This is a genomic window from Bacillus sp. FSL W8-0102, assembly GCF_038007225.1.
Classification (GTDB): domain Bacteria; phylum Bacillota; class Bacilli; order Bacillales; family DSM-4216; genus Bacillus_O; species Bacillus_O smithii.
In genome coordinates, this window is the sequence record NZ_JBBOWT010000001.1 from 3,065,315 (window position 1) to 3,077,438 (window position 12,124).

The window sequence follows — 12,124 nt, forward strand, 5'->3', positions numbered from 1 at the left end:
CCTGCACATTCCTTGAGGATGGGAGACTTCTTTCGGAAATCCGTTAAATGTTTCAAAGCGAACAGTTTACTATGATATGAAAAAGATCAACTATTGGTTGGAAAAACAAAAACTTCCTTCCGTTCAGTACGTTCGCTCTCAAGGTTTCTACTTGGAAGAAAAATCAAAACGAGAGATTCCGAAGAAAATACCCTTTGTCTATCGGCATTATGAATATTCGCCGAAAGAACGAAAAGCCAAAATGATGGTTTCGCTTCTGATGAAGGAGCGCCCCGTCTTTCTAGCAGATTTATTGAAGATGGTGGATGTCAGTCGGAATACGGTGATAGAAGATATCAAAGGGTTGAAAGAAGAATGCAAAAAGTTTCATGTACAAATCGTTTCCACTAAAAAGAAAGGGTATATCCTCTTTGGGAAAGAACTGGATTTAAGGAATGCCCTTGTTTACTTCTTGTCCCAGCATAGTGGCAATAAAGAATGGATGAATGGATTCTTTCCCGTTTTACATGAAATTACAACTGAACATTTAAACTTGATTTACAAGATGATTTCCGAAAGCGAAAGTATGTTAAATCTTCACTTTACGGATGAAGATGTTCAAACGTTAAGTTTGCGTGTTTATCTTTTTTCGAAAAGAATCAAGCAAGGGTATTTTGTGGAAATGGATCCGGTTGAAAAAGACATTCTCCGTTCTACAAAAGAATATTTGGCCGCTCAACATATCGGCAAGCAGTTGGAGCGTTGTTTCAAGCTGGAGATACCGGAAGACGAGATCTATTTTTTGACAACTCACTTACTCAGTTCTAAAGTTATCCATTCTCAAAATCTGGATGCGAGGAATTCTGACGTTGCTGCTCTGCAAGAAGTATGTCAAAAAATGGTGGGCGATTTTCAAAAATACTCTTGTGTGTTCTTTCGAGATCGAAAAGCGGTGGAGAATCATCTGCTATTACATTTGAAACCCGCTTTTTATCGGCTGAAATACGGGATCAAAGTGAACAATCCTCTCTTTGACTCCATTAAAACCAATTATGCGGACGTATTTGCCTTAACCAAAAAGGTGATTAATCATTTTCAAAAGCTGGTGGGAAAGCCTATTCCTGACGACGAAACAGCTTTGCTGGCCGTCCACTTCGGGGGATGGCTCAATCGTGAAGAGGCAGAAGGGCATCAACGTAAAAAAGCGGTGATCGTATGTGCGAATGGAGTAGGAACGTCTTTGATTATGCATAGACAGCTTAAAGAGCTGTTGCCAAACGTCGAGATTGTAGATAGCTTGACGAAAAGACAATATGATTCTGCAAACCTTGATGTCGATTTTGTGGTATCTACTGTACCGCTTCAAGATCGCGGCATTCCTGTATTTTTGACAAATCCGATTATGAATGAAGCAGAAAAAAACAAGTTGCTGAAATGGACGAACCACTTTACAAATGACAGAGAAAATCTTTCCGTCCAAGCATTCATGAATATGATTGAAAAGTATGCAGATATCCACGACTATGAAGGTCTTGCACGAAAGGTAAAGGAATTTTTGTCCGTTCCTTCCCCGACGATGAAGGAGGTATACAAACCGATGCTAAATGAATTGATTGATGAAGACCACATTGTGTTAAAAGAGGAGGAGAATAGCTGGGAAGATGCCATAAAAACGGCGGCGGAGCCACTGCTGAAAACGGGTGCGGTCACGGAAGGATATGTCGATGCCATGATTGAAAGCGTCCATGAGTTGGGACCGTATATCGTCATTGCACCAAAAGTAGCGATTCCTCATGCAAGGCCTGAAAAAGGAGTCAATCGGCTGGGAATGACATTGCTGCGCTTAAAAAAAGGAGTACCCTTTGCAGAGGATGGTTCACGCAATGTTCATTTGGTTATTGTCTTGGCAGCCGTGGACAATGAAACGCACTTAAAAGCGTTGTCTCAATTATCTAATTTGCTGTCAGATTCTCAAAATATCGAGCAATTAATTAAGGCGGACACAAAAAAAGAGATTCTCGATTTAATCAATCAATATTCAAAAGAATAAGGAGAGATGGAATATGAAAAAGATTTTAGTCGTTTGCGGAAACGGATTAGGAAGCAGTTTAATTGTGGAAATGAATGTAAAAAAAATCTTGAAAGAAATGGGCGTAGAAGCGGAGGTCAGTCATACGGATCTGGCAACAAGCAAATCGGAACAAGCGGATATTTATCTTGGCTCTAAAGAGATTGTAGAAAACTTGGAGGATGGAAAAAGAACGGTTGTCGCATTGAAAAACATTCTCGATCAAAATGAAATCAGAAGAGAGCTTGAAAAATACTTTTAGGAGGAAAAAGCCATGCTGGACTTTTTAATGAAGGACATCTTAGGGACTCCCGCCATTTTAGTCGGCATATTTGCGCTTGTCGGTTTGCTGCTGCAAAAGAAAAATGCGGCAGAAACGGTGTCTGGAACGTTAAAGACGATTATGGGATTTGTGATTTTAAGCGGCGGAGCGAATATTCTCGTAGGCGCCCTTGATATTTTTAGTAAAATGTTTCAACATGCCTTTCGCATTCAAGGCGTTATTCCCAACAATGAAGCGATAGTGGCCATCGCCCAAAAAACATTTGGTAGTGAAACGGCATTAATAATGGTATTTGGTATGATCGTGAATATTATTTTGGCTAGGATTACCCCTTTTAAATACATTTTTTTAACCGGACATCATACTTTATTCATGGCATGTTTAATTTCTGCCGTTCTGGCAACGGGCGGAATAACCGGAGTACCCCTTGTTATTATTGGATCGATCATTCTCGGATTATTAATGATAATTTCTCCTGCGATTCTGCAGCCGGTACCGTCAAGAATTTTGTGTAATGTAAATGGGGTAGGGTTTCTCTGAAATGGATTTGAATTGATAGGGGACTGATTTTCTCCACACAAGAGACTGAATATTCAGTCTCTTGCGTGGAAAGGGAGAATCCCCTTATTTTGTTTATTTACAATATTTGGTTAACAATAACGTTCTTCAAACATTCGTTGAAGAGCTTCATGCGCTTCGGCAAATCCTCGTAACTTTCTTCCTGCCCATTTCTCGTTAAAATCTTGAATCGTCAAATACACGATTTTTTCAGCGGCTTCTAAACTACTCAAACTGTTCATCGGCTTTAGACGTTTCCGAATCTCTTTGATCGTTCGTTCAATGGCATTGGTCGTGTAAATCACACTTCGAATACTGCTTGGATAATCCATAAATGTAAGGAGGACATCCAACTCATTGGCCCAAGATTGAACTTCTCTCGGATACTTGTTCGACCATTTCGACTCAAACTGTTGAAACATCTGTAACGCCATCTCCTTATTCGGTGCGCGATAAATCAGTTTGAGATCCTCTGCCACTTCAAATTGATCTTTTTTCCGAACACGATTTAGGGTGTTGCGGACTTTGTGCACGACACAGCGCTGCACATCGGCTTTCGGATACACCGCCTTAAAGGCTTCCTCCAGCCCCGGAAGGCCATCGAAGACGCCAAGAAGCACTTCCTTGACGCCTCTTTGGTAGAGGTGTTGAAGAATTTCCTGCCATACATAGGCGCTTTCTTGTCCTCCCACAAAGAAATCAAGAATTTCGCGATATCCTTCTTCGTTCACCCCTAACACCACATAAACCACTTCTTTCTCCACGGTATCGCGACGAAGTTTTACATACAAGCCGTCTAAATATAAGACAGAATAACGTTTGTGCAGGGGACGTTTGTGCCATTTCTCAATGTCTTCTTTCACGATATCGGTCATACGACTGATCGTTGAAGGAGAATAGGCCTTGCCTAAAATTCGTTCAATAAACTTGCCAATTTCACGCGTACTCATACCACTTTGATACATCTTGATGATGGCTTCCTCGAGCCAGCCCGTATGGCGTTGGTAAGGAGCGAACAATTGGGTTTGAAATTCTCCGTTTCGGTCTCTAGGGACCAAAAGACCTTCAATCCGGCCATATTGCGTATCTAGATTTCGTTGATAGTAGCCGTTTCTCATATTCGATGTTCCGGCCTGCTCTATTTCGAGGAAATTCTTGATTTCTTCCCGCATGATCAGTTCTAATTTTTCCTTTACAAACTGACGAATGACACTTTCCAGTTGATTTGCCCAGTCGACATTCGGTATACTTCTTTTAGACATAGGTAGGGTACTCCTTTCTCTAAGATTTTTGGTCCAATCAGAGAATACCCTACCTTTTTTCTTTTGATCTAGTAAAATGCTTTACACAAAATTTTATACATCATCCTGCAGCCGTTCGTACGCCAAATTACGGGTTCGGATGATATCGCCGTAGGACACTTTGGTTCCTTTGGCTACTTTGTGGCCGGATTTTTGGGCAAAGTATTCGGAAACAAGGAACGTACAACGGAAGAAATAAAAGTCCCGAAATCACTGGGATTTTTGCGGGATACTTCAGTAGCCGTATCGTTGACAATGTGCATCTTGTTCTTCATCGTTGCCGGTTTCGCCGGTCCTGCATTTATCGAAAAGGAGCTAAGCGGCGGAACGAATTTCTTAGTCTTTTCTTTTATGCAATCGATTACCTTTGCCGCCGGAGTGTATATCATTTTATCGGGCGTTCGTTTGATCATCGCAGAAATTGTTCCTGCGTTTAAAGGGATAGCCGATAAGTTTGTAAAAGATGCGAAACCTGCGCTGGATTGCCCAACTGTTTTTCCTTTTGCGCCAAATGCCGTTATTATCGGATTTTTAACTAGTTTTGTGGCCGGGCTGGTTTCGATGTTTTTGCTTCCTTTGTTCCACTTAAAAGTCATTGTGCCCGGTCTTGTTCCTCACTTTTTCACAGGAGCAGCGGCGGGTGTATTCGGAAATGCAACCGGTGGCCGAAGAGGCGCCGTGATCGGCTCATTCGCAAACGGACTGCTGATTTCGTTCTTGCCGGCTATTCTCCTTCCGGTCCTCGGATCGCTTGGTTTCGAAGGAACAACGTTCGGTGACGCTGACTTTGGCATTGTCGGTATTCTTCTTGGCTATTTGATGAAATTGTTTTCTTAATGAAAAGCCAATCTCTTCTAAAGTGAATCCCTTTTGTACAGACAGTTTTGAAAAAGCTCATCCTGTCTCACAGGAGGGATTTTTCATGGTTTTCGACTGTCTGGTGATAGGGTGTCCGCTCTGGGGAACGAGTGATCAATCTAAATGACAAAATGACCTAGAGAGATGACCATTGCATTTATCTTCTTTCTTGCTGCCATCCTATTCTGACAAACCTATTTTTCTAGTTTATAATAAAACGAGGAAGATGAAATTTTTGGGGTGTGAGCAATGGGAAGAGCGGCGGCTTTGTTTTTGCTGGCGGGATTGGCGGAAATCGGCGGCGGTTATTTGATTTGGCTGTGGATTCGTGAACAATATTCATTCTGGTACGGGGTTATTGGAGCGATTGTACTTGTCCTGTATGGTATCATTCCAACGTTACAAAGCTATCCGGCATTCGGGCGAGTTTATGCCGCTTATGGCGGTGTCTTTATTTTTCTTTCTGTCCTGTGGGGATGGGGAGTCGATAGAAAAACGCCCGATTTATATGATTGGCTCGGTGCTTTGATTTGTTTAGTGGGAGTTGGCGTGATTCTTTGGGCGCCGAGGCATTAGGTTTTGTGATAGTAAAATAATAGATTTGTCACGCTGTTCGAATGAGCTTCTTGAGAACGGTCCTTGTTTGCAGAAAAATACAACATCGATAGATAGGAGGAAAAGGCATGTTTCCAGCAAGATTGGAACCGGGGGATGAAATCCGTGTCATCGCTCCTTCGACCAGTATGGCGCTTGTCAAAGGAGAGCAGCTGCAATTAGCCAAAGAACGATTAGAGAAATTGGGCTTTCATGTTACATTTGGCCAACATGTCGAGGAGCATGATGAGTTTTTTTCTACTTCGGTTGAACACCGTCTAGAAGATTTGCACGAAGCTTTTCAAGATAAACGAGTAAAAGCGATATTAACGGCGGTCGGAGGCTATAACAGCAACCAGCTTGTGAACTACCCTCCACTTACCACCCTTTCGGGTTGCTTGAAGTGGGGGCTTCTCGGGTAATCCTGTCTCATGACAGGAAATTGACCGAGCTAACCCTCCTGTTCCGGGAGTTTGTATTTTCATGCTAATTCTAACAAGCGCAATCCTTCATTTTTGATATTGATTGCTGAATTGTGATCACGATCTAATACAATGCCGCAAGTACATTTATATACACGTTCAGATAATGGCATTTCTTTTTCGTTCCCACAACGGGAACATTTTGATTATACCAAAATCTTTGGCTAACGCCAACCGAAATTCATCTCCCCACTTATCGTTGGGCTATCGCCCTTCACACGCTTGAAGTGGGAGACTTCTTTCGGAAATAATGTTAAAAGAAATGGATTACGACTTGATCAAAGAACACCCTAAAATTTTGTGCGGATGCGGCGATATTACCGCTCTTCAACTGGCGATTTACCGGAAAACCGGCCTTATTACGTACTACGGACCTCATTTTTCAACATTGGGCATGAAAGTGCCATCCGATTATACGATGCAATGTTTTTTGGAGGCGCTCACAAATGATGCTCCTTTCGACATTGAACCTTCTAAGCAGTGGAGCGATGACAAATGGCATGTGGAGAAAGAGGACCGAATCTATTATCCGCAATCCGATTACGACATCCTTCAAGAAGGTGAAGGAGAAGGCACTCTTGTCGGCGGACATTTATCGACTGTAAATTTGCTGCAAGGGACGGAATTTATGCCTTCATTAAAGGACGCTGTGCTTTTTCTTGAGGACGATGAAGAATGCCATCCATTCGCGTTTGACCGACAGCTTCAATCTTTGCTGCATCTTCCGGACGCTGAAGGGATCAAAGCCATCATCATCGGCCGTTTTCAAAAAAATTCAAACATGACACTCGAAGCATTAAAGAAAATGATTCTTAGCAAGAAAGAATTAAAAGGAGTGCCGGTTATTGCGAATGTCAACTTTGGGCATACCGATCCAATCGCCACCATTCCGATTGGCGGACAAGCTTCCATTCATGCTGAAAATGGCGAAGTCTCCATTTCGGTGTATCCGAACAGCTAAAAAAGAAAGCCATCTTTTCATATCCCCTTTCTTGAACGCGATTTGGAAGGGGATACAAGCTGATCTGTTGTATGAATGGACAGGAATTCCGCCTTTTTTGTTGAAAACATTCTCATATACAGTTTTGTACATTCCGAAGTACAGTACTCTTTAATTAGAAATTTTCAGCATATAATTGAAAAAGTAGAAAGGAGGAGGCGGCGTGATTGAGAAAGTGTTCAGCGAGCTGGATGCGATTTTTCCGGAAACGGTCTCATTAAGAAGATTTTTTCATCAATATCCAGAACTTTCTTTTCAAGAGGAAAAAACACCGGCTAAAATTTCGGAATATTTAAATGATTTAGGGATTAAAACGAGAACGATGGTAGGCGGAAGAGGTGTAGTCGGCATCATTCAAGGAGAACAGCCAGGAAAAACAGTGGCGATTCGGGCTGATTTTGATGCACTGCCTATACAAGATGAAAAACAAGTTCCTTACCGTTCGAAAGTACCTGGCGTCATGCATGCCTGCGGACATGATGCCCATACGGCCCTGCTTTTGTCGGTCGCAAAAGCGTTTCAAACCTATCGTGGTCATATAAAAGGAAACATTGTCCTCATTCATCAGTTTGCTGAGGAAGTGCCTCCCGGCGGTGCTCTTCCGATGATTGAGGATGGCTGTCTGGACGGAGTGGATGCCATATTTGGCACCCATCTTTGGACACCGATTCCCGTTGGAAAAATAGCCATTCGAAAAGGACCGATCATGGCGGCAGCTGACAATTTTACAGCGGTGATCAAAGGAAAAGGAGGACATGGCGGCCAGCCGCATGAAACGATCGATCCCATCTTAATAGCAGCTAATTATCTTCAACTGCTTCAACAAATCCCTTCACGAACGATTAATCCAGTGGAGTCCGCTGTTATTTCCGTTGGTTCTTTTCATGCGGGAGAAACATTTAATGTGATTCCGGATCAAGCGGTGATCAAAGGGACGGTTCGAACGTTCAAGCCGGAAATTCAGAATTTGATCATAGAACAGATGGAAACACTTTTGCGAACTCTTTGCCTGGCGAAAAAAGCGGATTATGAATTCCATTATGAAAAAGGCTATCCACCGGTGGTAAATCATTCAAAAGAAACCGAATTAGCAGCTGCATGTGCGAAAAAAGTGGTGGGAATCGAAAATGTTTTCGAAACAGACCCTTTAATGGTAGGCGAAGATTTCTCCTATTATTTACAAAAAGTACCGGGGACGTTTTTCTTAACCGGAGCCGGAAACCATGAAAAGCTCGCTTCTTTCCCTCATCATCATGCAAAATTCGACATTGATGAACGTGCCATGCTTTATGCAGCCAAGGTGCTGGCAGCAGCGGCCATCCAATATTTGCAAAATTGAATGAAATAGTAGGGCCTCGAAATCGTTGGAGGCCCAATTTTTTTTGAAGAAAAAGGAACGCTGGACAATCGCCCTTGAATACACATAAAAAGAATGGATTGATTGGGATAACAGAAAATAGGAAATGGATTCCATTTGGCGAACCTCTAATAGTCATCTTTAAATGTAGAATAGTATGGGAATAAAGGTCGGGACGGTGGCAGAAAACAGAAGATGTCGTATCCATGATGCCAACATTTTTTCACCTTCAATAGAATAGGAGGTTGATAACATGAAAGCTTTAGTGTTAGGAGCAGGTCTTATGGGGAAAGAGGCGGCCCGGGATTTAGTGAATAGCGATGGGGTGGAGTTCGTAACGTTGGCTGATGTAGATACCGAAAAAGCTAAGCTGGCATGCGCCGATCTGCACTCGCCAAAGATTCATCCCGTTTTTGTAGATGCGGGCGACGAAACCCAACTGGTGCAATTGATGCGAAAGCATGATATTGTATTAAATGCATTGTTCTATTCTTTTAATTATGCGGTTGCGAAGGCGGCGATTGCTGCCGGCGTCCATTCGGTCGATCTTGGCGGGCATATCGGCCATGTGACCGATCGTGTTTTGGAACTGAACAAAGCGGCGGAGGGTGCCGGCGTTACTTTAATTCCTGATTTGGGGGTAGCGCCAGGTATGATTAATATTTTGTCCGGATATGGGGCGAGTCAATTAGACGAAGTAAAAGAAATCAAAATTTATGTTGGCGGCATCCCCGTTAAGCCTGATCCTCCCCTTGAATACAATCATGTATTTTCAATGGAAGGTGTGTTTGACCATTATACGGATCCTTCGCTGATCATCCGCAACGGACGAAAAGTGGAAGTTCCCTCATTGTCAGAAATAGAGCCAATTTATTTCGAAAAGTTTGGCCCCCTTGAAGCCTTTCATACGGCAGGAGGAACCTCTACTCTTTCCCGCACTTTTCCCCATCTCGATGTTTTAGAGTATAAAACCATCCGCTATCCGGGCCATGCGCAAAAATTCCAATTGCTCGTCGATTTGAATTTAACGAGGAAAGATTATGAAGTTGAAGTGAATGGACAAAAAATCAAGCCTCGGGATGTTTTTTTGAAAGTGATCGACCCGATTGTCGATTTAAAAGGCAAAGATGATGTCGTATTGTTGCGGGTTATCACTGTAGGAAGAAAGTATGGGAGAAGATCGGTTCATACATTTGAAATGACGACTTATAACGATCGAATTCATAAAGTGACTGCCATGGCGAGATCGACGGCTTACACTCTTTCCGTTGTTGCTCAAATGATCGGAACGGGTACGATTCAAAAGCGTGGGGTGCACCCGCCGGAGACAATCGTTCCCGGCAAGGAATACATCAAGGAAATGGCCAAAAGAGGGGTATTAATTAAGGAAAAAGTGCATTAAAGAGGAATTGGAGTTTAATAGGATACGGATAATAAGTATGAAAACTGCGAAACATGGCTAACGGATGAAAATAGTGGGAATGATGGATATAGATGGAGCATTTTTAGACATAACTCATGGAAAGCCGGTCCTCTGTAATTAGTTGCCGAGGACCGGCTTTTTTACATTCTTTTTCTTGGTTGAAAGTTGCGGCTTTGAATGGCCCAGTTTTGAGGAAACGGGTTGCCAAGAACCCAATAACTGATTCCGCGCAATCCGTATTGTTTAATGATATCCATTTTTGCCTGCATGCTGCGGGCATCTTCAAACCATACTTCATGCCGCTGGCCGGTTTCATCAGTGTAATGAAAGAACGGGGCCTGGTATGCCTCGCTATATTCGATGCTTGTTCGATAGCGAACGGCCAACTGAATGGCTTCCTGCGGACTGATGGTGCGTGCAATGGTCCCTTCCATCCATGGAATTCTCCAATCGCGGCCGTATAACGGTGCACCCATCATAATTTTTCTTCTAGGAATGGCGGTAACGGCGTAATCTAAAACTTGTTTGATTTTATTGATCGGTGCGATGGCCCATGGTCTTCCCCCGGCCCATCCCCACTCGTACGTCATTAAGATGACAAAATCGACGATTTCACCGTGAGCCCGGTAATCATGTGCTTCATATAATAAACCGGGCTGGTTTTCTCTTTCTTTAGGGGCGAGAGCCGTGGATACCGATATCCCTAATGGCCTGAGCCGGCTTACGACCCTCCGCAAAAATGCATTATAATTTTCTCTATCTTGAGGATAGATATATTCAAAATCAAAATTGACCCCTCTGTATCCTTTGGAACGTACTGCCGATAAAATATTGGTGATCAATGTTTCTTGCAGAGAGGGATTTCGCAAAATGGCAGCGGCTCTGTCCGAGTTGAAACTGCCGTTCACAAAATTGGTCAACACCAGCAAAGTCTCTGTTCGATTGGCTGTTGCTGCCTGAAGGAGTCTATCGTCGTTTAATGGTGAAAGGGTTCCATCTTCGCGTATGGAATGGCTGAAGGGGCTTAAATACGTAAAATATTTTCCAAGCCTCAACACCTCTTGCCGGCTGCTTTCGTCTGTACTAGCGGAATAGGCGTTCACTTCAATGACGGGCCTTCTCGCGGCTGGAACGATGAGTCGTTGACCTGGTGAAAGCACATTCGGATTTGAAAGGGAGTTGGCTGAAAGAAGCTGTTGTACAGTGACTCCAAAGCGTGCAGCGATTCTACTAAGATTATCTCCTGGACGAACGGTGTAGATCGAGTAGGGAAAAAACAGAATTTGCCCGGCAAAAATAAGCGCCGGATTGGCAATTTGATTGTAATCTGCAAGCGCCTGTTCAGAAATGCCGAACCTGTCAGCGATTTGCCGGAGCTGATCTCCCTGTTTTACTACATATTCCCGTCCGGGGCTGTGAATAACTAGCGCTTGCCCGATCACAAGCTGATTTGGATTCGCCAATTGATTGGCAAGTGAAATATCTTCTACGGAAACTCCGTATCGACGTGCGAGGGTGAATAAGTTTTCACCGCGCTGAATGACATGAATGTGCAATATGCTCAGCTCCTATACTTGGATAAATTCCGTTTTTACCTGAGACGGAAAACACTTTCTTTGCTTTATTCTGAAAAGCAGATTTGATAAGGACTGTCCGGTAAAATATACGTTTGATACCCATTATATTCAGGAAGGGGCTGGTCATATGTATGACCTTTCGGGTGAAAATCAGAAGAATGATTTGAATTTATAGAGGCGTTTTTTTTGTGAGCAGCTGAATTCCTTTGCGGTCCAGTTCTTTTTTTGGTACCCTTAAGCAAGGTCTATTGGAAAACATCATTATAGCGAGGATTTTTCGGCTCATTGAAAAAAATAGAAAAATAAGATCTTCTAGGAAAGGAAATGATGGAATGGCTGCTCTGCAAGCAGGAACGGTGGTAACGTTAAAACCGGATAAAGAGATGCCATACGGCTGGTTTTTAACGAATGGGAAAGATAGAGTGCTTTTACATAAAAGCGGCATAACGGACGGTTTTCGTCCTGATGAACAAGTTGACGTATTTATCTTTCAAGATCGACAAGGAAGATTAGCGGCCACTATGATCATCCCGGAGATTCAAATCGGTCGCTACGGCTGGGCTGAAGTGGCGGATGTCCATCGTGAACTGGGCGTATTTATTTCTATTGGCATTCATAAAGATACCCGTGGTGCTAGTTGAGTG

The 12,124-nt window shown here is 43.0% G+C and carries 10 protein-coding genes and 3 pseudogenes; 10 read left to right on the forward strand and 3 right to left on the reverse strand.

The features are described from left to right. Positions 1 to 76 precede the first annotated feature (76 nt). The 3 genes and pseudogenes from N1I87_RS14600 to N1I87_RS14610 all read left to right on the forward strand — a co-directional run. Entirely contained in the window at positions 77 to 2,029 is a 1,953-nt protein-coding gene (locus N1I87_RS14600; protein WP_341102513.1) for a BglG family transcription antiterminator, read from the forward strand. A 13-nt stretch (positions 2,030 to 2,042) separates the two neighbouring features. After that, positions 2,043 to 2,309, forward strand: coding sequence for a PTS sugar transporter subunit IIB (locus N1I87_RS14605; protein ID WP_003352540.1), 267 nt, complete (start codon positions 2,043 to 2,045; stop codon positions 2,307 to 2,309). A 12-nt stretch (positions 2,310 to 2,321) separates the two neighbouring features. Next, positions 2,322 to 2,837, forward strand: a pseudogene (locus tag N1I87_RS14610) (PTS transporter subunit IIC); the annotation flags it as partial. 143 nt (positions 2,838 to 2,980) lie between these two features. Here N1I87_RS14610 and N1I87_RS14615 read toward each other — a convergent pair. Next, positions 2,981 to 4,150: an IS256 family transposase gene (locus tag N1I87_RS14615; protein ID WP_341100451.1), complete on the reverse strand. Its 1,170-nt coding sequence runs from the start codon at positions 4,148 to 4,150 to the stop codon at positions 2,981 to 2,983. A gap of 102 nt (positions 4,151 to 4,252) precedes the next feature. On the opposite strand from N1I87_RS14615, the pseudogene N1I87_RS14620 reads away from it, so the two are divergent. From N1I87_RS14620 to N1I87_RS14630, 3 genes and pseudogenes are all read left to right on the forward strand, one after another. Further along, positions 4,253 to 5,026, forward strand: a pseudogene (locus N1I87_RS14620) (PTS ascorbate transporter subunit IIC); the annotation flags it as partial. A 270-nt stretch (positions 5,027 to 5,296) separates the two neighbouring features. Continuing rightward, entirely contained in the window at positions 5,297 to 5,623 is a 327-nt protein-coding gene (locus tag N1I87_RS14625; RefSeq protein WP_003352538.1) for a YnfA family protein, read from the forward strand. Between the two features lie 107 nt (positions 5,624 to 5,730). Then, entirely contained in the window at positions 5,731 to 6,063 is a 333-nt protein-coding gene (locus N1I87_RS14630) for an LD-carboxypeptidase (protein ID WP_341102517.1), read from the forward strand. Positions 6,064 to 6,122: 59 nt separating this feature from the next. On the opposite strand, the pseudogene N1I87_RS14635 reads toward N1I87_RS14630, so the two are convergent. Then, positions 6,123 to 6,266, reverse strand: a pseudogene (locus tag N1I87_RS14635) (zinc ribbon domain-containing protein); the annotation flags it as partial. A 107-nt stretch (positions 6,267 to 6,373) separates the two neighbouring features. Here N1I87_RS14635 and N1I87_RS14640 point away from each other — a divergent pair. From N1I87_RS14640 to N1I87_RS14650, 3 genes are all read left to right on the forward strand, one after another. Beyond that, positions 6,374 to 7,084 (forward strand): LD-carboxypeptidase, encoded by a 711-nt coding sequence (locus N1I87_RS14640; RefSeq protein WP_341102519.1) that lies wholly within the window; start codon positions 6,374 to 6,376, stop codon positions 7,082 to 7,084. 202 nt (positions 7,085 to 7,286) lie between these two features. Next, positions 7,287 to 8,462 (forward strand): M20 family metallopeptidase, encoded by a 1,176-nt coding sequence (locus tag N1I87_RS14645; protein WP_445285698.1) that lies wholly within the window; start codon positions 7,287 to 7,289, stop codon positions 8,460 to 8,462. A gap of 271 nt (positions 8,463 to 8,733) precedes the next feature. Beyond that, entirely contained in the window at positions 8,734 to 9,882 is a 1,149-nt protein-coding gene (locus tag N1I87_RS14650) for a saccharopine dehydrogenase family protein (protein ID WP_327797071.1), read from the forward strand. A gap of 161 nt (positions 9,883 to 10,043) precedes the next feature. Here N1I87_RS14650 and N1I87_RS14655 read toward each other — a convergent pair whose 3' ends face one another. Next, on the reverse strand, positions 10,044 to 11,459 hold the full coding sequence (locus tag N1I87_RS14655; RefSeq protein WP_327805503.1) for a LysM peptidoglycan-binding domain-containing protein: 1,416 nt from the start codon (positions 11,457 to 11,459) through the stop codon (positions 10,044 to 10,046). 353 nt (positions 11,460 to 11,812) lie between these two features. On the opposite strand from N1I87_RS14655, the gene N1I87_RS14660 reads away from it, so the two are divergent. Beyond that, positions 11,813 to 12,121, forward strand: coding sequence for a S1 RNA-binding domain-containing protein (locus N1I87_RS14660; RefSeq protein ID WP_341102525.1), 309 nt, complete (start codon positions 11,813 to 11,815; stop codon positions 12,119 to 12,121). Positions 12,122 to 12,124: the final 3 nt, after the last annotated feature.

What these genes read in the sequence shown, in the direction of transcription:
- N1I87_RS14600 (WP_341102513.1), top strand. Translation starts at nt 77, where the DNA reads ATGAAAAAGATCAACTATTGGTTGGAAAAACAAAAACTTCCTTCCGTT.
- N1I87_RS14605 (WP_003352540.1), top strand. Translation starts at nt 2,043, where the DNA reads ATGAAAAAGATTTTAGTCGTTTGCGGAAACGGATTAGGAAGCAGTTTA.
- N1I87_RS14615 (WP_341100451.1), bottom strand. Translation starts at nt 4,150, where the DNA reads ATGTCTAAAAGAAGTATACCGAATGTCGACTGGGCAAATCAACTGGAA.
- N1I87_RS14625 (WP_003352538.1), top strand. Translation starts at nt 5,297, where the DNA reads ATGGGAAGAGCGGCGGCTTTGTTTTTGCTGGCGGGATTGGCGGAAATC.
- N1I87_RS14630 (WP_341102517.1), top strand. Translation starts at nt 5,731, where the DNA reads ATGTTTCCAGCAAGATTGGAACCGGGGGATGAAATCCGTGTCATCGCT.
- N1I87_RS14640 (WP_341102519.1), top strand. Translation starts at nt 6,374, where the DNA reads ATGTTAAAAGAAATGGATTACGACTTGATCAAAGAACACCCTAAAATT.
- N1I87_RS14650 (WP_327797071.1), top strand. Translation starts at nt 8,734, where the DNA reads ATGAAAGCTTTAGTGTTAGGAGCAGGTCTTATGGGGAAAGAGGCGGCC.
- N1I87_RS14660 (WP_341102525.1), top strand. Translation starts at nt 11,813, where the DNA reads ATGGCTGCTCTGCAAGCAGGAACGGTGGTAACGTTAAAACCGGATAAA.